The 19246-nt window shown below is 71.7% G+C and carries 13 protein-coding genes; 8 read left to right on the top strand and 5 right to left on the bottom strand.

Going from position 1 to position 19246, the window contains the following annotated elements; translation table 11 throughout:
* Positions 1-6: 6 nt before the first annotated feature.
* From AB0F72_RS37420 to AB0F72_RS37410, 3 genes are read left to right on the top strand one after another with little or no spacing between them, the layout of a single operon-like run.
* Positions 7-534, top strand: a complete 528-nt coding sequence (locus AB0F72_RS37420; protein WP_360442234.1) for a PH domain-containing protein — start codon at positions 7-9, stop codon at positions 532-534.
* Complete coding sequence (locus AB0F72_RS37415; protein ID WP_360442231.1) at positions 531-1940, top strand: PH domain-containing protein; 1410 nt, start codon at positions 531-533, stop codon at positions 1938-1940. Before AB0F72_RS37420 ends, AB0F72_RS37415 begins: the two co-directional genes overlap by 4 nt.
* Before the next feature lie 28 nt (positions 1941-1968).
* Positions 1969-2361, top strand: coding sequence for a hotdog domain-containing protein (locus AB0F72_RS37410; RefSeq protein ID WP_360442228.1), 393 nt, complete (start codon positions 1969-1971; stop codon positions 2359-2361).
* A gap of 138 nt (positions 2362-2499) precedes the next feature.
* Here the strand turns inward: AB0F72_RS37410 and AB0F72_RS37405 are convergent, their stop codons facing one another.
* Complete coding sequence (locus AB0F72_RS37405; RefSeq protein ID WP_360442225.1) at positions 2500-3459, bottom strand: carbohydrate kinase; 960 nt, start codon at positions 3457-3459, stop codon at positions 2500-2502.
* A gap of 1132 nt (positions 3460-4591) precedes the next feature.
* On the opposite strand from AB0F72_RS37405, the gene AB0F72_RS37400 reads away from it, so the two are divergent.
* From AB0F72_RS37400 to AB0F72_RS37385, 4 genes are all read left to right on the top strand, one after another.
* Positions 4592-5257 (top strand): superoxide dismutase family protein, encoded by a 666-nt coding sequence (locus AB0F72_RS37400; protein ID WP_360442222.1) that lies wholly within the window; start codon positions 4592-4594, stop codon positions 5255-5257.
* Positions 5258-5494: 237 nt separating this feature from the next.
* The gene (locus AB0F72_RS37395; RefSeq protein ID WP_360442219.1) at positions 5495-6946 is read left to right on the top strand and encodes an aminopeptidase P family protein; all 1452 of its coding nucleotides are present in this window, start codon (positions 5495-5497) and stop codon (positions 6944-6946) included.
* A gap of 51 nt (positions 6947-6997) precedes the next feature.
* Complete coding sequence (locus AB0F72_RS37390; protein WP_360442216.1) at positions 6998-9706, top strand: BTAD domain-containing putative transcriptional regulator; 2709 nt, start codon at positions 6998-7000, stop codon at positions 9704-9706.
* A gap of 76 nt (positions 9707-9782) precedes the next feature.
* Positions 9783-10742 carry an alpha/beta hydrolase gene (locus AB0F72_RS37385; protein ID WP_360442213.1) on the top strand — a complete coding sequence of 320 codons (960 nt, stop codon included), beginning with the start codon at positions 9783-9785 and terminating at the stop codon, positions 10740-10742.
* 3 nt (positions 10743-10745) lie between these two features.
* Here the strand turns inward: AB0F72_RS37385 and AB0F72_RS37380 are convergent, their stop codons facing one another.
* The 3 genes from AB0F72_RS37380 to AB0F72_RS37370 all read right to left on the bottom strand — a co-directional run bounded on the left by AB0F72_RS37380 (position 10746) and on the right by AB0F72_RS37370 (position 14958).
* Positions 10746-11249 (bottom strand): hypothetical protein, encoded by a 504-nt coding sequence (locus tag AB0F72_RS37380; RefSeq protein WP_360442210.1) that lies wholly within the window; start codon positions 11247-11249, stop codon positions 10746-10748.
* A gap of 62 nt (positions 11250-11311) precedes the next feature.
* Positions 11312-14512 carry a pullulanase-type alpha-1,6-glucosidase gene (gene pulA, locus AB0F72_RS37375; RefSeq protein WP_360442208.1) on the bottom strand — a complete coding sequence of 1067 codons (3201 nt, stop codon included), beginning with the start codon at positions 14510-14512 and terminating at the stop codon, positions 11312-11314.
* A gap of 56 nt (positions 14513-14568) precedes the next feature.
* A complete protein-coding gene (locus tag AB0F72_RS37370; RefSeq protein WP_360442206.1) occupies positions 14569-14958 on the bottom strand; it encodes a hypothetical protein in 390 nt (129 codons plus the stop codon).
* 192 nt (positions 14959-15150) lie between these two features.
* On the opposite strand from AB0F72_RS37370, the gene acnA reads away from it, so the two are divergent.
* The gene (gene acnA, locus AB0F72_RS37365; RefSeq protein WP_360442203.1) at positions 15151-17937 is read left to right on the top strand and encodes an aconitate hydratase AcnA; all 2787 of its coding nucleotides are present in this window, start codon (positions 15151-15153) and stop codon (positions 17935-17937) included.
* A 51-nt stretch (positions 17938-17988) separates the two neighbouring features.
* Here acnA and AB0F72_RS37360 read toward each other — a convergent pair whose 3' ends face one another.
* Entirely contained in the window at positions 17989-18828 is an 840-nt protein-coding gene (locus AB0F72_RS37360; RefSeq protein ID WP_360442200.1) for a hypothetical protein, read from the bottom strand.
* Positions 18829-19246: the final 418 nt, after the last annotated feature.

Below are 19246 nucleotides of genomic sequence, written 5' to 3'. Positions count from 1 at the left end.
TCAGGTGTGAGCGAGCCGCCCCGCAGCGTCGTCAATGCCCCCGAAGTCAATGCCCTCGAACCGTGGCCCGACACGGTGGAGTGGCGCCCGGTCTCCCCCAAACTGATCATCGTTCAGCTGATCGGGCTGGCCGCCTGGGTCGCCGTCCTGGTCGCCGGCCTCAGCGTCGCCTACTTCTTCGGCCGCCACTCCGGCTGGCTGATCGGGATCGGCGCGGTGCTGCTGCTCGGCGCCTGGCGCGCGGTGATCGAGGCACGCGCGGTGAGCGCCTGGGGGTACGCCGAGCGCGACAACGACCTGCTGGTCCGGCACGGTCTGCTGGTCCGGCACCTGTCGATCGTGCCGTACGCGCGGATGCAGTTCGTCGACGTCACGGCCGGGCCGCTGGAGCGCGCGTTCGGGCTGGCCACCGTGCAGCTGCACACCGCGTCGGCGGCCAGCGACGCCCGGGTGCCCGGGCTGCCGCCGGAAGAGGCGTCCCGGCTGCGCGACCGGCTGACCGCCCTGGGCGAGGACCGGGCCGAGGGCCTGTGAGCAGCGCCGGCCTCCCGCCCTCCGTCCCGCCGGCCTGGCCGCAGGGCACCCCGCCGCCGGGATACCCGCCGGTGGAGCCCGACCCCGGCGCCGGCATGGAGAAACGGCAGCGGCTGCATCCGCTCAGCCCGCTGCTCAACGGCGCCAAGAGCATCGTGGTGATCGTCGCCGCGCTCTCCTGGCAGACGCTCAACCAGCTCGGACCCACCCACTTCGCCATGATCGTGGCCGCGCTGGCGGTCGGCGTGGTGATCTTCTCGGTGGTCGGCTGGTGGAACACCGGGTACCAGGTGATCGGCCGGGAACTGCGGATCACCGACGGGCTGATCTGGCGGCGCAACCGAGCCATCCCGCTGGACCGGCTGCAGGCCGTGGAGCTGCGGCGGCCGCTGCTGGCCCAGCTCACCGGGCTCGCCGAGCTGCGACTCGAAGTGGTCGGCGGCGCCAAGACCGAGGCGCCCCTGGCGTACCTCACCGTCCGGGAAGCGGCAGCGCTCCGGGAACGGCTGCTGGCGCTCTCCGGCCGTACCCACAAGGGAAGCGCAATCGGCGCCGGCCCGGCGGCCGGGGTCGTCGCCGCGCCACCCGCCGAGGCCCCCCTCTATCGCGTCCGCAACCGCGACCTGCTGATCAGCCAGCTGCTGACGCCGCAGGCGTTCTTCCTGCCGATCGGCGTCGCCTGGGTGATCACCCAGTTCGCGATGGAGCACTCCTGGTCGTTCATCGGCATCGCCAGCACCGTCACCGCGATGGCCGGTGTGCTGCTGCAGCCGATCCGGCGGGTGCTCGGCGACTGGGACTTCCGGCTCAGCCGCGACCACGACCGGCGGCTGGTCCTGCACTACGGGCTCACCGAGACGCGCAACCAGGTGGTGCCGCCGAACCGCGTGCAGACCGTGCGGGTGATCTGGCCGTTCCTGTGGCGGCAGGCCCGCTGGCTGAACCTGCGGCTGGACATCGCCGGATACAGCGGGCCCGAGCCCGGTGACGACAAGACCTCCGACCGGTTGATGCCGGTCGGCGACATCCAGACCGCCCGGGCGCTGGTCGCCGAAGTGCTGCCCGGCGTCGACCTGGCCACCATCGCCACCTCGCCGCCACCGCTGCGGGCCCGCTGGCTGCACCCGATCGGCCTGCGGTTCTACGGCGCCGGGCTGAGCCCGGACGTCTTCGTCACCCGGCAGGGGCGGGTCACCCGGGAGCTGAGCCTGGTGCCGTACGCGCGGATGCAGAGCGTGCGGGTCGTCCAGGGCCCGCTGCAACGGCGGCTGGGACTGGCCACCGTCTACGCGGACACGGCCGGCGGGCGGTCCGGCGTGGCACACGACCGGGACCTCGCCGAAGCGTGGGCCCTCGCCGAACAGCTGGCGACGCGGGCCCGCGCGGCCCGTGCTCGCCGGCCCTAGCTCTTGCGACAGGCCCTAAGCTGTGCGGATGGAGTTTCCGGAGTTCGCACCCGGGATGAGCGCCCGGGTCGAGTTGACGGTCACCGACGCTGACACCGCGCAGGCCGTCGGCTCCGGCGACGTGCCGGTGCTCGGCACACCCCGCGTCCTCGCCCTCGCCGAAGCCGCCACGGTGGCCGCCACCGCCCGGCAGATCCCCGGCGGCATCACCACCGTCGGCAGCCGGGCAGTGATCGAGCACCGGGCGCCGACACCGCTCGGGCGGCGGGTCGTCGCGCACGCGAGGCTGACCAAGGTGGACGGCCGGAAGCTGCTGTTCGACGTGACTGTCCACGACGGTGCGCTGCTGGTCGCGGAGGTGCGGGTGGAACGGATCTTGCTGGACCGGCGGGAGTTCATCGCGCGGGCGATGGAGCGCTGAGCGGCTTCTGCCGGGCGTCGTCTGGGCGGGGTCGTTGTGGGGCGGGCGTCGCTGTGGGGGCGGGCGTCGCTGTGAGGGCCGGCGTCGCTGTTAGCGCGGGCGCCGCAGTGGGTGCGGGCGTCGCTGTGGGGGCGGGTGTCAGTCCCAGCGGGCGGCGAGCTCGGCCTCGGTGGGCATGGCTGTTGCGCCGCCCTGGCGCTCGCAGACCAGACCGGCTACGCCGAGGGCGAACCGGACGTGCCGCTCCCAGTCGTCCCGTGACGCCGGGCGTCCTTCCGCGAGCAGGCGGCTGATCAGCGCGCCCATCACCGAGTCGCCGGCGCCGGTCGCGTCCACGGCGGATACCTTCGGGGCGGGGAGCATCACCCCGCCGGCTGATGCTTCGCTGGCTGATGCTTCGCTGGCTGCTGTGGCCACGTGGGCGCCCTTTGAGCCGCAGGTCACGACTACCGCGCCGGCACCGAGCGCGAGGATGCGCTCGGCGGCGGCTGCCGGGTCCGGCTCGCGGTAGAGCACCAGGGCGTCGGCCGAGCTGAGCTTCACCAGGTCGGCGGTGGCGAAGAACTCCTCGACCAGTTCGCGCAGCGCGTCCACGGCGGCGTCGTCCGGCAGCAGGGTGGGCCGCACGTTGGGATCGAACACCTTCACCGGCCCGGCCACGTCCCAGGCCGCCCGGGCCGCCGACCGGAACGGCTCCCGCAGCAGGCAGATCGACCCGGCGTAGAGCACGTCCGCGCGGGCCACCCGGCCGAGGTCGAGGTCGCCGGGTCCGAGCAGCGCGTAGGAGGGCGGCTCACCGTAGAACGTGAACGTCGGCTCGGCCCCCTCGAACGTGGTGACGGCCAGCGTCGTCGGGACGGCGACCCGCCTGATCCCCCGGCCGCCGACTCCGGCCTCGGCCAGCAGCGCGGCGATCCGGTCGCCGAGCACGTCGGTGCCGAGCGACCCGGCGAACTCGACGTCGCCGCCGAGCCGGGACACCGCCACCGCCACGTTCAGCGGCGCGCCACCGATCGCCTGACGGTAGATCAGCTCCCGGCCGGCTTCCGCCTCGAGCAGATCGATCAGCGCCTCACCCATCACCATCGCGTAACCCACATCGACACCCTCTCAGAATTGAGGTGACCTTGGGGCGGCGGGATCGGCAGCCCGCGTGCCGACATCCGGGACGCCTGGGGGCCGGCATCCCAGTCTCGGCGGCGCGGCGTTCGGGGCCATGAGCGCACGCAGAACCGTTGCGCGTGAGCTGGTCGCCGCTCCGGGGGCCGTGGGCGCACATTGAAGCGTTGCGCGTGAGCTGGTCGCCCCTCCGGGGGCCGTGGGCGCACGCAGAACCGTTGCGCGTGAGCTGGTCGCCGCTTCGGGGGCCGTGGGCGCACCCGATCCAGACTTGCGTGCGCTCACCGCCCGCGAGCGGAGCGGCCACGGGCGGTTGATCGTTCGGGACTCCGCCGGCCGCCAGCTGGTCCGGCTGGCGCGCGGGGTCCACAAAACGCCAGCCGTAGACCAGAGCGGCTACCCGAGCTTGATCACATGCCCGCGCTACGGCCCGGCGACGCCAGCCGTAGACCAGAACGGCTACCCGAGCTTGATCACATGCCTGAGCTACGGCCGGGCCACGCCAGCCGTAGACCAGAGCGGCTACCCGAGCTTGATCACATGTGTGGGCTACGGCCGGGACGGCGCGTTCCAAGATCGCCGAGGCGGGAGATGCCAAGTACGGACCCTGCTGGTTGATTTTAGCCAGCGGGATCAGCGCGACGACCAGCCGGACCAGCACTCACGACCGGCCGGACCAGCTGGTAGTCAGTGCGGTCCTCGGCGGGTGTGGATCGTGGAAAAGCGTGGCCGGGCTGGCGCTCAGTGCTGTCCCGACCGGCCGGCGAGAACACTGACAACCAGCCGAGGACGACGAGCTGGTCACCAGTGCTGCCGGACGCCCGTTTCCAGAGCACTCAGCGCCAGCCCGCCCCCACCGCTCCACGATCGAAAAACGGACGCCGCCACCGCGCGTCCTAACCGGGGCGACGGCTCGTCGATCAGCCAGCAAGGTCAGCACGACTGGCCGGCCGAGCGGGCCGGACTGGTCCTCCGGGTCGTCGAGTGCGCCCTCCGACAGCACTGCGGACCAGCTGGACCAGCTGGCCGCCAGTGCAGTTGGAAACCGTCGGTTTGGTACGCGGTGAGGGCTTAGTCCCAATTATGGGGGTGACTTTGGGAGGATTTGGGGATGAATCTACGAGTGCTACTCCTCGCTATGCCGCTGACTCTGGCGGCCTGCACCAGCGCCATGGCCACCCCCGGCGTCACCGGCATGATGAAGACCAGTGCCACCGCCGCAGTTCCGGACACCGCTCCCGGCTTCATCCCGGGACCCGTCACGTCGGGGACGTTCAAGAAGTGGGCGGAAGGCGCCACGGCCGTCACCTACGACACCACCGCCGTGCCGGTCGGGGCCACCGCCGAGGTGACCGTCGCGGAGAGCGTCAGCGGGGTGCGGGTCACGGCCGCCGTCAACGGGCTGGTTCCGGGCCGGGCCTACGGGGCTCACCTGCACACCAACTCGTGCACCGCGGATCCGGCCGAGGCGGGGCCGCACTACCAGAACCGGATCGACCCGGGCGCCGGGCCGGGCAAGCCGTCGTCGGATCCGGAGTACGCGAACCCGGAGAACGAGATCTGGCTCGACTTCACCGCCGACGAGGAGGGGGCGGGCACGGCCAGCAGCGTGCAGAAGTGGCGGTTCGACGAGAAGCGGCCGCCGTGGTCGTTCGTCCTGCACGAGCGGACCACCACGCACACCGGGCACGGCGAGGCCGGCACGGCGGGCGCCCGGCTGGCCTGCCTGACGCGGGACCCGATGCCGGTCTACACGGAGCGGGCCGGGCGGGGATAGCCCTCAAAAGGGCCGGGATAGCCCTCAAAAGCACTCAGGCCGGGCCGGGATCGAACCGGCCCGGACTGATCACAAACGGTCTTCTGCGATGCCATCGAGGTGGGACGGCCAGGACCGTTCCGGGGGGAACCGGCGAGCGCGTAGCCCGTACCCGGGGAAGAAGCGCGACCGACCGCGCCTGCCGGGCGCACCGCCGGGGTTGTACCGTCGGGGCAGCGAGAACGGAGGCATCCTCAGATGGCCGAGCAAGCCAAGACGGAGTCGCACGACCCGGATTTCCCGGAGGCGTTTCTGCAGTTCATGCGCAGTGGCTGGCGGGAGGACCCGCTCGCGGTGGCGCCACTGCCGGAGGTGCCGAACCATGCGAAGCGGCGGGCGGCGCTCTCCGAGGCGTTCCCGGGCGAGACACTGATCATCCCGAGTGGCAACGAGAAGGTGCGGGCCAACGACACCGACTACGCGTTCCGGCCGGGGAGTGACTTCTTCTACCTGACCGGCGACCGCGACCCGGACAGTGTGCTGGTGATGCGGCCGAGCGGGTCGGGGCACGACGCGATCCTGTTCACCCGGGAGCGCAACTCGAAGGAGACCGACCGGTTCTTCCGGGACCGCAACGGTGAGCTGTGGATCGGCCGCACGCACACGCTCGGCGAGAAGTCGACGGAGCTGGGGCTGGACACCGCGTCGCTGGGTCACCTCGGTCCGGTGCTGGCGAACTCGGCGCCGGGGCGGACCCGGGTGCTGCGCGGCCTCGACGCGAACGTGGACCGCGCGGTGCTCGCCTACGAGCCGAACCGGGACAAGCCGCGCGACCGCGAGCTGGCCTGGGTGATCTCGGAGCTGAAGCTGGTCAAGGACGAGTGGGAGATCGCGCAGCTGCAGGCCGCGATCGACGCGACAGTGCGCGGCTTCGAGGACGTGGCACGGATCCTGCCGGCCGACCGCCCGGTGAAGGAGCGGCTGCTGGAGGGCGTGTTCGGGCTGCGCGCCCGGCACGACGGCAACGACGTGGGCTACAGCTCGATCGTCGGCTCCGGGCCGCACGCGACGATCCTGCACTGGGTGCGCAACACCGGTGTGACGACGCCGGGTGAGCTGCTGCTGATGGACATGGGCGTGGAGGGCGACAACCTCTACACCGCCGACGTGACCCGGACCGTGCCGGTGAACGGCTCGTTCACCCCGCTGCAGCGCCAGGTCTACGACATCGTGCACGCCTCGCAGCAGGCCGGCATGGACGCCATCCGGCCGGGCGTGAAGTTCAAGGACGTGCACCAGACCTGCATGCGGGTGCTCGCCGAGGGGCTGTCCGACCTGGGTCTGCTGCCGGTCAGCGTGGACGAGGCGATGGGCGAGAAGAGCACCGTCTACCGGCGGTGGACGCTGCACGGTTTCGGTCACATGCTCGGCATCGACGTGCACGACTGCGCGCACGCCCGGAAGGAGAACTACCGGGACGGCGAGCTCAAGGAAGGCTATGTGCTGACCGTCGAGCCGGGGCTGTACTTCCAGGCCGAGGACGAGCTGGTCCCGGCCGAGCTGCGCGGCGTCGGCGTGCGGATCGAGGACGACGTGCTGGTCACCGCGGACGGCTGCCGGAACCTGTCGGCCGGCCTGCCGCGCTCGTCCGGTGAGGTCGAGCAGTGGCTGGCGTCGCAGCGCGAGGCGGGGCCCCGGCTGCCCGGCTGATGTGATCCATGTGACGTGTCGCTCTGAAAAGAAGCTGGGCAGCATAGGAGCATGACGTCTCTGGAGCCCGCCGTCAGGCTGCGTGCCTACGGCGGGCTTCGCATGTGGCGGGGCGACACCGAGGTGGACATCGGCCCGCCACGGCAGCGGGTGCTGCTCGCCGCGCTCCTCGCCGCCCGTGGCGGTGTGGTCGGGGTCGCCGACCTGATCGACCTGATCTGGGGCGCCGAGCCCTCGCAGAGCGCGGTGAACCAGCTGCACCGGCTGGTCGGGCAGGTCCGCCGGCTGTTCGAGCCGGACCTGCCGAGCCGCACGCCCGGCCGATGGGTGCACCCGGCCGGCGAGGGATACCGGCTGCTGGTGGACGCCCGGACCTGCGATCTGCTCGCGGTCCGCGAACAGTCCCCGGAGCGGGCACTGCGCACGGTGCAGGAGCCGCCCTTCGCCGGTCTCGACCCCGAGGTGCTGGAACACCCGCTGTTCGGGGCGCTCGCGCGGGAGCGGATCCAGATCGCCGTGACGGCGGCCGAGACCGCGACGCCGGACTGTCTGCCGCTTCTCCAGCGGATCGCCGCGTCCGCGCCCCTGCACGAGGTGCTGCACGCCCGCATCATCCGGCTGCTGGCGGCGGCCGGGCGCGGCGCCGAGGCCCTGGTGCTCTTCGACGACATGCGGCACCGGCTCGCCGAGGAACTGGGCGCCGATCCGGGTCCGGAGTTGCGGGCCGCCCACCTGGAAGCGCTGGAACCCGGCCCGGCGGACAGCCACCGGCCGGTGCAGCTTCCTCGCCGGGTGTCCGGCTTCGTGCCCCGCCACGACCTGACCGCGGCGCTCGACGCCCAGGCCAGCAGCGCGGCGATCGTGATCCTCAGCGGCATGGGCGGTGTCGGGAAGACCGCCGTCGCGGTGGACTGGGCGCACCGGCTCGCCCCGCGCTTCCCGGACGGGCAGCTCTACCTCAACCTGCGCGGCTTCGACCCGAGCGGCCGGCTCATCGACCCGGTCGACGCGCTGAACACGCTGCTCGAATCGGTCGGCGTCTCGCTCGCCTCGCTCGGCGGCGCCGGTCTGGACGCGCGGGCCGCCCGGTTCCGGTCCGCCCTCGCCGACCGCCGGATGATCGTGCTGCTGGACAACGCCCGCGACTCCGAGCAGGTCCGTCCCCTGCTGCCCGGCGCGCCCGGCTGCCTGGTCGTGGTGACCAGCCGCAACCGGCTGACCGGCCTGGTCGCCCGGGAGGGCGCGCGGCCGGTGCTGGTCGGCCGGCTCGGTGACGCGGCCGCCCGCGAGCTGCTGGCCAAGCGGATCGGTGAGCCGCGGCTCGCCGCCGAGCCGGCGGCGAGCCGGGACCTGGTGCGGTTCTGCGCGGGACTTCCGCTCGCGCTGGCGATCGCGGCGGCGCACGCGGCGGTACGTCCGGAGCTGCGGCTCAGTGACTTCGCCGAGGACCTGGAGCTGGACGCGTTGTCGACCGGCGAGTCCTCGGACGACGACGTGCGGTCCGCGTTCTCCTGGTCGTACGAGGCGCTCAGCCCGGCGGCGGCCCGGCTGTTCCGGCTGCTCGCGGTCCACCCCGGGCCGGAGATCTCGATCGCGGCGGCGGCCAGCATCTCCGGCGCCGGGCCCAAGACGCGGTCGCTGCTCGCGGAGTTGAGCGCGGCCAACATGCTGACCGAGACGGACGGTCGCCGCTACACGATGCACGACCTGCTGCACGCGTACGCCGACGAGCTGCTGGAGGCGTCCGACGAGCGGCAGGAGGCGGAGAAACGGCTGGTCGAGCACTATGTGCGGAGCACCCGGCACTCGTACCTGGTGTTCGGGCGGCCGCAGGTCACCTACCTCGGCCCGCCGTCGGCCGGCATGACGATCGAGCGGCCGGCCGACTTCGCCGCCGCGCTGGAGTGGTACCTCCGGGAGAAGTCCACGCTGCGTGCGGTGATCGACCTGGCGCTCACCCGGCGCTGGCATCGCGAGGCCATCGAGATGGTGCTCGACCTGCGGGCCTCCCGCAGCTCGGTGGTGGAGCCGCCGGCCGATTCCGCCGAGCAGTCCGAGCGGGCGCTGAAAGCCGCGCAGGCGCTCGGCGAGCCGGTTCTAGAAGCTGCGATGCTCCGGGAGACCTCGATCGGCCTGCGCTCCGCCGACCCGGCGCTCTTCCGCACCCGCCTGGAAAAAGCCCTGCGACTGTACGAGGAGAGCGGCGACCTGGGCGGACAGGCGATGGTGTGGCGCAACATGGCCTGGTCCGTTGACTCGACGGCATCGGAACGCCTGTTGAACGCGAAGCAGGCGGTGGACCTGGCCGAGCTGTGCGGCGAGCCGAGCGTGCTGGTCTTCGCGCTCTCCGCGCTCGTCTCCGAGCTGCGGGCACAGGGCGACCTGGCCACCGCCGCCGACGTCGCGCTGGAGGGCCACGAGCTGGCCGTGCAGGCCGACATCATCGACATGTCCGCGCAGACGGCCGGGACCCTGGCCGAGATCCACCTGGCCCGCGGCGACCACGAGGCGGCGGTGCGGTTCGCCGGGATCGCCCTGGACCTCACCCCGCCGGCCGAGATCTTCACGCCGTTCCACGCGAACGCGATCCTCGCCGAGGCGACGCTGGCCCTCGGTGACGTGGCCCGCGCCGCCGCCGTCGTGGCCACGTTCCGGCAGCTCACCGCGCAGCACTCAGACATCTACCGGGTGGTGTGGGGTGACGCGTCGGTGGACGCCGTGATCGCCCGTGTGGAGGCTTGTGCATCGGCGATGCACTGAACGTGCACTGCGCTCCGGTTTTCTCATCCTCGACAGGGCTTGCCTCCCTGCCGGATACGAGGAGAGGAAAACCGCTATGGGCTACCCCGAACCCGTGCTGGAGCCGGCCGCCCAGGCGTTCGTCGAGGCGACCGCGCACCCCCCGTACCTGCCCGATCTGGGCCCGATCGAGGGCCGCCGGGTGGTCGCGGCCACCCAGGCCGGCGACGTGCCCCGCCCGGACGCGGACGTCGCGGACCTGCGGATCACCGGGGGCCCGACCGGCGAGGTGCGGATCCGGATCTACCGCCCGGCCGGCGTGGTCGGCCAGCTGCCGGTGCTGCTCTACACGCACGGCGCGGGCTGGGTCTTCGGTGACTCCGGCACCCACGACCGGCTGGTCCGGGAGCTGACCGTCCGGTCCGGCGCGGCCACCGTCTTCGTCGAGTACGACCGCTCGCCCGAGGTGCGGTACCCGGTGGCGCTGGAGCAGGTCTACGCCGCGCTGGAGTGGATCGCCACCCACGGCGTCGACCATGAGCTGGACGCCACCCGGATCGCTGTCGCCGGCGACTCGGTCGGCGGGAACATGACCGCGGCGCTGACCATCCTGGCGAAGCAGCGCTCCGGGCCGGAGATCCTCGCCCAGCTGCTCTACTACCCGGTCACCGACGCGTCGTTCGACACCGACTCGTACCACCGGTTCGCCGAGAACTACTGGCTGCGCCGGGACGCGATGGTGTGGTTCTGGGACCAGTACACGACCGACCCCGCCGCCCGTGCCGAGATCACCGCGTCGCCGCTGCGGGCCAGCACGGAGGAGCTGAGCGGGCTGCCGCCGGCGCTGGTCATCGTCGCGGAGGCGGACGTGCTGCGGGACGAGGGCGAGGCCTACGCGGCGAAGCTGCGGGCGGCCGGCGTGCCGGTGACGGCCGTGCGGTACCAGGGCATCATCCACGACTTCGCGATGCTGAACGCGCTGCGCGACACCCGGGCCGCGGTGGCCGCCACGGCCCAGGGCGGCGAGTTCCTGCGCGCCGCCCTGGCGAAGAACTAGGACCTACGGCTGGTAGTCGGAGATGGTCCAGCACTCGGCGCCGTCGGGGCCGTCGGTGACGTTGATGCTCACCTTGACCGGGTGACCGTCGGCCGCGTCGTACTCGGTGGCCACCTCGGCGCCGTCCTCGGCCGCGGTCTGCGCCATCGTGACGAGCTGGGCGAGGGTCGGCACCTCGATCTCCTCGCCCTCCTGCCCGGTGACCGGTCCGAGATCCACTTCGGCCGACGAGGACGGGGACGCGGCGGGTGCGCCGACCCGCTCGGCCGCGGACACGGCACCGCCGCTCACTGTCGCCCGATAGGTGCCGAGCGGCGCGGCCGGGTCGCAGCCGCGGGTCAGGACGTACGAGTAGGCGGCCGGCTCGGTCCACGCCGGCGCGCTGCCGACCGGCGCCGCCGCCGAGGACCGCGCCGGGTCGGAGAACGAGGGCTCCTTCTCGTCGGATGTGCATCCGCCGGCCAGAGCCACCAGGACCACCGCGTACAGGGCACGCTGAAGCCGCACCAGAAACCTCCGCTTTCCGGCCACCGACCACGGCGGACCATCGCGCGGAGAAATCTAACCCATCAGGGTTGATCGCTGACGAACACGGCGACCGAGCGTCCCGGCACGAGCAGCCGGGAATCCTCGGCGCGGGCCGCGCGCAGGACCGGGTCGGCCGATGCGATCAGCTCGGGGTGCGGCCGGAGCCCGGTCAGGCCGGGCACGTGCTCGGTGACGTCGTCCGCGGTGGCGTTGAAGACCACCACGATCGTGCTCCAGCGGGGGTCCAGGCCGGTCCCGTCGAGACACATCACGATCACGCCGGGGGTCTCCGCCGGGCCGCCGCGCGGGAACGTGAGGCGGCGCTGCACCTCGTCCGCGGTGGGCAGGCCGAAGACCGGCGACGAGCGGCGGATCCGGAGCAGCTCCCGGTACCGCTCGGCGGCCAGGGTGATCGCGTCCGGCGGCGGGATCAGGGCCGGATCGCCCAGCAGCGGCCGGCCGAACTCCCACTTGTCCCCGTTGTCGGAATACGGGGGCAGGCCCAGGCCGAAACCGTTGCCCGTGCCGGGATCCCAGCGGATCTGGTTGAACCAGTCACCGGAGTTGAACGAGTTGCGGTCCAGCGATTTCGACCGCAACCGCTCACTGCCGAGGGCCACGAACCCGGCGCCCTGGCTGAGAACGACGAGCGACAGCGCCAGCACCTGCATCCGCGCCCGATCGAGCGGCGACGTGTCGCGGGGCAGCTTGAACGCCATCGCGTCGTAGAGGATCTCGTTGTCGTGGGCGTCCACATAGTTGACGGCCTCACCGGGATCGTGCGCGTACCCGCTCGGCGAGCCGTTGTAGTCGATCTGCGAGCCGCTGCGCTCGACGCCGGTGTGCGTGACGAAGCGGTAGGACGCGAGCGCTCCGGAGAGCCCGACCTTGATCTGATCGTGCAGCCACAGTGGCGTGTCCCGGCCGAGCCCGGTGGCGAACCCCCGCACCCCGGGATCGTCGCCGAACGACCCACCGCCCCGGACCGCGTCCCGCAGCCGGTCGTTGAACGTCCCGACACCCGTCCCGGCCATGTTGACCTGGGTGGCCTGGGCGAACCGGGCGTCGTACGCGACCTCCCCGAAGTTCCACCCCTCGCCGTACAGACAGATGTCCCGCCCGTGCTCGCCGAGCCGGTCCAGGGCGATCCGCGCCTCCAGGATGTTGGCCCGCGGGTGGTGTCCCATCAGGTCGAATCTGAATCCGTCGATCTTGTACTGGACGGCCCAGGTCAGCAGCGAGTCGATGACCAGCTTGCTCATCATCATGTGCTCGGTCGCGGTGTTCGGGCAGCAGGTCGACTCGGCGGTGCTGCCGTCGGCGAGCAGCCGGTGGTAGTACCCCGGTACGAGCCGGTCGAGCACGCTGAACCGGTCGAGCCCGTCGGCCATCGTGTGGTTGTAGACCACGTCGAGGACCACGCGCAGACCCGCCGCGTTGAGCGCCGCCACCGCCGAGCGCAGCTCCAGGATCCGCGCCGGACCGGCCGGGTCGGTGGCGTAACCACCCTCCGGCGTCGTCCAGTGCCACGGGTCGTAACCCCAGTTGTAACCGTCGGAGTCGGCCACCGCCATGACCGCGCGCTGCTGCTCCTCCGAGTCCGGCGGGAACGACGCCAGGTCGCAGGCCGGCACCGCCTGGTCGGCGCGGCGGTCCGGGACCGTGGCGAAGTCGTTCACCGGCAGCAGGTGCACGTGGGTGAGCCCGGCGTCGGCGAGCGACCGCAGGTGCCGCATGCCGTCCGAGCCGGCCCGGGCGAAGGCGAGGAACGTCCCGCGCTCGCCGGCCGGCACCGAGGCGTCGAAGATCGAGAAGTCGCGGACCGAGACCTCGGCGATCTGCATCCGGGCCGGCGGGACGGCCGGCGGCTTCGCCAGGTCGTCCCAGCCGGGCGGCCGCAGCGCCGGGTCGGCGAGGTCGACCAGCTGGCTGTGCGTGGAGTCGGTGGCGAGCGAGATCGAGTAGGGATCGGTGACGCTCGTCGTGACGACCCGCTGCGCGGCCGGATGCCAGAGCTCCACCCGGTACCGGTAGTAGCGGCCGAGCCACTTGCGTTTGCCCACGATCGACCAGACGCCGGTCACCGGGTCCCGGTCCATCGGCAGGATCCGCGGCTCGTCGGCGGGCTCGCGGAACAGCTCCAGGCTCACCGTGATCGCCGTCGGCGCCCAGACGGCGAGCTGCGGCCGCTGCTCGTCGTCGAACGTGAGACCCAGGTCGGCCTCGGCCGCCTCGGCGTAGACGTCGTCCAGGACACCGGCGAGCTGCACGGCGGTCAGCGCCACCACCTCGCCGGCGGCGTCCCGCCCGGTCACCAGCAGCCGCTCGCGCAGCAGGTCACCGAGGGCGGCGTCGCTCATCTCCCGCAGGGCGAAGGCGCGGTAGGCGCGCAGGTGCGGAAAGCGCCGGCTCTGCGCCTGGAAAAGACCACCGGGCCGGGGTACGAGGGTCAGGTCGTTCAGTGACAGCGTGACCGCCCGGGACGCGAACCAGTCCGGCAGCGCGATCGTCCCCCGGTCGACGAAGACCGCGAGGGCGCGGGCCGGGTCCAGCTCCGGGCCGAGGGTGCCCAGGTCGGGGCGGACCGGGGCGGCGACTCCGGCGAGCACCCACAGCTCGCGGGCGACGGTCAGGTCGAGGCGCTGGTCGTCGGGTAGGTCCTTGAGCTCGCCGCGGTGCAGGACGAACCGGAGGCCGACGGCGTCGGGACGGACCGGGACCTCGAAGACCGCGCCGAACGCGTCGAAGCGGGTGGGGAGCATGGGCGTACCCCACGGGGTCTTCGATTTTGTCGGGACGCCCTCCCAGCAGTGCAGGCCCCACCCGCTGTAGTCGCCGTCCGGTCGCCGGTAGTGGATGACGGCGGTGTGTTCCAGGGTCGGCTCCGGCAGGGGCGCTTCCTGCACGCGGCGCTCGTTCGCGATGAGCCAGATCTCCGACTTCTCGGAGATGTCGACCCAGCGGTCGACCTCCACGTCCTTGGCGCCGTGCCGATGCACGACCAGGAAGCCGACCTCACGCGCGTTCTCCGCGAGCCGCACCCAGGCGAACCGGCCGTAGGAGTCCTCGCCGGCGAACGGCACACCGGCCGGGTAGATCGTCTCCTCGGCCACGTCGCCCCAGGCGTGCAGCGCCCAGTCCGTGTAGTCGCCGTCCGGCCGGTGGTAGTGCACGAGAAGCCATTGCGGACGGGTACGTCCCTCAACGGGCGGCGCGGTCGCAGTGATCTCGATCGTCGTCACCGGACCATGGTCGCACCGCTTCGCTCACCGCGTGGCTGTCTCACCACGCGGCTGTCTCAGCGTGTGGCGATGACAGTGGTGATCAGCGGGCCGTCGGCGCCGGTGCGGATCAGGTAGCGGTACCGCTCGCCGGGCACCACGCTCCCCTGGTCGTCCAGGTACTCCCACTCGACCGACACCAGCGTCAGCGCGGCCGAGAGCCGCTGCACGGCGAGCAGTTGCGCGTGCGCCGCGACGATCCGGTTCTCCCGGTACGCGGGCGCCGCGCCCAGGAACGACAGCGCCACCGCTGCCGGTGAGCTGAACGTGAAGCTGTACGAGTCGGACACGACCAGGCCCGGCAGCGCGTGGCAGCGGGCGATCGCCGCGACATCGCCCGTCGTGAGGGCCGTGCCGTAGCGACCGAAGAAGTCGCTGAGCTCGTCGGTTTCCGCCGGTGCCGTCATGGGGGCGCGTATGCCCATCTATCGACGACACCAAACCCCGCGCGGGCTGAGAGGATCAGCCAGGTGTACCCCGCTTGCGAGGGCTAGCAAGACGGACGTACGGTTTACCTGAAGACGTGAACCGAGAGTTAGGCATACCTAACCCGAAGGTCGCCCTTTCGGTGCGAAAGACTTGACTTCCAGTCGCTGGGTGTGAAGGAGATGACGGTGGCCAGCCTCGACACCTTTGGTGCGAAGAGCGAGCTGCGCGTCGGAGACGCGAGCTACGAGATTTTCACGATCGACAAGGTGAAGGGGCACGAACGCCTGCCCTACTCCTTGAAGATCCTCCTGGAGAACCTGCTGCGCACTGAGGACGGCGCGAACATCACCGCCGACCACATCAACGCGCTCGGCAGCTGGGACCAGAACGCCGACCCGAGTGTCGAGATTCAGTTCACCCCGGCACGGGTGCTGATGCAGGACTTCACCGGTGTTCCCTGTGTGGTCGACCTCGCCACCATGCGGGAGGCGGTCAAGGACCTCGGCGGCGACCCCACCAAGGTCAACCCCCTCGCCCCGGCCGAGCTGGTCATCGACCACTCGGTCATCGCCGACCTGTTCGGCCGCGCGGACGCGTTCCAGCGCAACGTCGAGCTGGAGTACCAGCGCAACCGCGAGCGCTACCAGTTCCTGCGCTGGGGCCAGACCGCGTTCAACGAGTTCAAGGTCGTCCCGCCGGGCACCGGCATCGTGCACCAGGTCAACATCGAGTACCTGGCCCGCACGATCATGGAGCGCAACGGCCAGGCGTACCCGGACACCGTGGTCGGCACCGACTCGCACACCACGATGGTCAACGGCCTCGGCGTGCTGGGCTGGGGCGTCGGCGGCATCGAGGCCGAGGCCGCGATGCTCGGCCAGCCGGTCAGCATGCTGATCCCGCGGGTCGTCGGCTTCAAGCTGTTCGGCGAGGCGCCGGCCGGCACCACCGCGACCGACCTCGTCCTCACGATCACCGAGATGCTCCGCAAGCACGGCGTGGTCAGCAAGTTCGTCGAGTTCTACGGTCCCGGCGTGAGCGCCGTCCCGCTGGCGAACCGGGCCACCATCGGCAACATGTCGCCGGAGTACGGCTCGACCGTCGCGATCTTCCCGATCGACGAGCAGACCATCGAGTACCTGAAGCTCACCGGCCGCTCCGCCAAGGAGGTCGCGCTGGTCGAGGCGTACGCGAAGCGGCAGGGCCTCTGGCTCGACCCGAACGCCGAGCCGGACTACTCGGAGAAGCTCGAGCTCGACCTGTCGACGATCGTCCCGTCGCTGGCCGGCCCGAAGCGCCCGCAGGACCGGGTCCCGCTGAGCACCGCGAAGCCGATGTTCCGCGACGCCCTCAAGAACTACGTCCAGCCGCAGGGCCACGCGGACGAGGCCAGCGACGAGTCCTTCCCGGCCAGTGACTCGCCGGCCAACGGGGTCGACGACCCGGCCGACAAGCCGCACGTCTTCAGCGCGGCGGCCGGCGCCAACGGCCGTCCCTCCAAGCCCACCCGGGTCAAGGGCGCCGACGGCCAGGAGTACGAGCTCGACCACGGCGCCGTCGTCATCGCCGCCATCACGTCCTGCACCAACACCTCGAACCCGCAGGTCATGATCGGTGCGGCGCTGCTCGCGAAGAAGGCCGTCGAGCGTGGCCTGACCCGCAAGCCGTGGGTCAAGACCACGCTGGCGCCGGGTTCCAAGGTGGTCTCCGACTACTACGACCGGGCCGGCCTCACGCCGTACCTGGACAAGATCGGTTTCAACCTGGTCGGCTACGGCTGCACCACCTGCATCGGCAACTCCGGCCCGCTGCCCGAGGAGATCTCCGCGGCGATCAACGAGGCCGACCTGACCGCGGTCTCGGTCCTCTCCGGCAACCGGAACTTCGAGGGCCGGATCAACCCGGACGTCAAGATGAACTACCTGGCGTCCCCGCCGCTGGTCGTGGCGTACGCCCTGGCCGGCTCGATGGACATCGACATCACCACCGAGCCGCTCGGCACGGGCTCGGACGGCAAGCCGGTGTACCTCAACGACATCTGGCCGTCCGCCAAGGAGATCGACGACACCATCGCGCAGGCGATCGGCGCCGAGGGCTTCAGCACCGCGTACCAGGACGTCTTCGCCGGCGACGAGCAGTGGCAGTCGCTGCCCACCCCGACCGGTGACACGTTCGCCTGGGCCGGAGACTCCACCTACGTGCGCAAGCCCCCGTACTTCGAGGGCATGTCCGCCGACCCCACCCCGGTGAACGACATCAGCGGCGCCCGCGTCCTGGCGAAGCTCGGCGACTCGGTCACCACCGACCACATCTCGCCGGCCAGCTCGATCAAGGCGGACTCCCCGGCCGGCAAGTACCTCGCCGAGCACGGCGTCCCGCGCGCCGAGTTCAACAGCTACGGCTCGCGCCGCGGCAACCACGAGGTCATGATCCGCGGCACGTTCGCGAACATCCGGCTCCGCAACCAGCTGGTCCCGGGCGTCGAAGGCGGCTTCACTGTCAACCACCTGACCGGCGAGCAGACCACGATCTACGACGCCTCGGTCGCCTACCAGGAGGCCGGCATCCCGCTGGTCATCCTGGCCGGCAAGGAGTACGGCTCCGGCTCGTCCCGTGACTGGGCGGCCAAGGGCACCATGCTCCTCGGTGTCCGCGCCGTCATCGCCGAGAGCTACGAGCGCATCCACCGATCCAACCTGATCGGCATGGGCGTGCTGCCGCTGCAGTTCCCGCAGGGCCAGACCGCCGAGTCGCTCGGGCTCACCGGCACCGAGACCTTCTCGTTCAGCGGTGTCACCGAGCTCAACAACGGCACCACCCCGCGCACCGTGAAGGTCACCACGGACACCGGCGTCGAGTTCGACGCGGTCGTCCGGATCGACACTCCCGGTGAGGCGGACTACTACCGCAACGGCGGCATCCTGCAGTACGTGCTGCGCAAGATGCTCCGTAGCTGATCTCCCCGTTTCGGACAGCCCCGTCTCAGTTCGCTTTCGGACAGCCCCGCCTCAGTTCGCTGAGGCGGGGCTTCGCCGTTCCGCCTCCTCGGCTGCCGCGATCGCCTCCAGGTTCCGGCCGACCCGCTCCAGGAACACCGCGTGCCGCCGCAGATCCATGGCGAGCTGCTCCTGAGCGGTCCGCCGGCGGTGGGCCACGCACTCCGCGCTCAACTCGACCGCGTCCGCCCAGCGCCCCAGCTCCGACAGCCGGTCGGCGTGCTCGCTCAGCGACTGCCCGAGACGTTCCTCCGCGTTCTCGTCGCGCCCGCCCGACCGCCCGTCGCGCCCGCCCGGCCGCCCGGCCAGGGTTCGCCACATCGCCAGCGCACGCTCGCTGATCACCAGGGCCTCGGTGTGCTCCCCCGCCTCGGCGAGCCCGGCCGCGAGATCCGACATCCCCTGCGCCAGCACCGGTTCCGGGTGCGCCTCCACGATGCCGGTGGCCTCCCGCTCCGCTTCCAGAGCCTCGGCGAGCCGCCCCGCGCGCACCAGCCGGGTCGCATACGTCACCAGCGCCGTGGCCAGCAGCTGCGCCCGCTCCGGCTCCGCGCGCGCCAGCCCGGCGGCCTCCTCGGCGAGCGCCAGGGCCTCGTCCTGCCGGTCCAGCGCGGCGAGATAGCTCGACTGCTTGTCCAGCGCCCGCACCAGGACGGGCTCCGCGGCCCGCACCCGCTGCGCCACCAGCTCCCGCAGCATCCGCACCGCCGTGTCGCCGCGCTCGGCGGCCCCCGCCGCGTCCCCGTCCCGGAACATGCGCGCGGCCGCTTCGGCCGTCTCCACGGCCCGGCGGGTGCCGAGACCGCCGCCGTCAATGGCTGCCTGCCGTAGTTTCTGAATCCAGCCCACCATAGAAATCTAAAAACACCGATCAACTGGCCGCCACCGGGGGTCCTCCGCGCCGCAAGATCAAATTCATCTCGCAGCGGGGTGGGGGTTCAGACCGTCGCTCCCGCCGAGGGCCCGGCGTTCCTCGCTGGCCGCTGGCGCGCCCAAAACGCGAGCACACACCGGGCGACGTGCGTGAGCGCTTGCGCCCTCCTCCTATCAGTCCCGCCATCGTGTCGAGTTAGGGCGCGCCCCAAACCCGAATTCCACACGCCGGCCATGTCCCGCCCGTGCGTGTCGACTTCAGGCGCGCTCCGCACCCCAACTCCACACGCCGGCCATGTCCCGCCCGTGCGTGTCGACTTCAGGCGCGCTCCGCGCCTCAACTCCACACGCCGGCCATGTCCCGCCCGTGCGTGTTGACTTCGGGCGCGCTCCGCAC

Origin of the sequence: Actinoplanes sp. NPDC023936 (genome assembly GCF_040639325.1) — a bacterium.
Lineage (GTDB): Bacteria > Actinomycetota > Actinomycetes > Mycobacteriales > Micromonosporaceae > Actinoplanes.
This window is presented reverse-complemented; position numbering and strand designations above follow the sequence as displayed.

Bases quoted from the DNA above. Each gene is read 5' to 3' on its own strand.
- AB0F72_RS37360 (WP_360442200.1), bottom strand. From the start codon at position 18,828: ATGGTGGGCTGGATTCAGAAACTACGGCAGGCAGCCATTGACGGCGGC.
- AB0F72_RS37390 (WP_360442216.1), top strand. From the start codon at position 6,998: ATGACGTCTCTGGAGCCCGCCGTCAGGCTGCGTGCCTACGGCGGGCTT.
- AB0F72_RS37410 (WP_360442228.1), top strand. From the start codon at position 1,969: ATGGAGTTTCCGGAGTTCGCACCCGGGATGAGCGCCCGGGTCGAGTTG.
- AB0F72_RS37395 (WP_360442219.1), top strand. From the start codon at position 5,495: ATGGCCGAGCAAGCCAAGACGGAGTCGCACGACCCGGATTTCCCGGAG.
- AB0F72_RS37370 (WP_360442206.1), bottom strand. From the start codon at position 14,958: ATGACGGCACCGGCGGAAACCGACGAGCTCAGCGACTTCTTCGGTCGC.
- AB0F72_RS37385 (WP_360442213.1), top strand. From the start codon at position 9,783: ATGGGCTACCCCGAACCCGTGCTGGAGCCGGCCGCCCAGGCGTTCGTC.
- AB0F72_RS37400 (WP_360442222.1), top strand. From the start codon at position 4,592: ATGAATCTACGAGTGCTACTCCTCGCTATGCCGCTGACTCTGGCGGCC.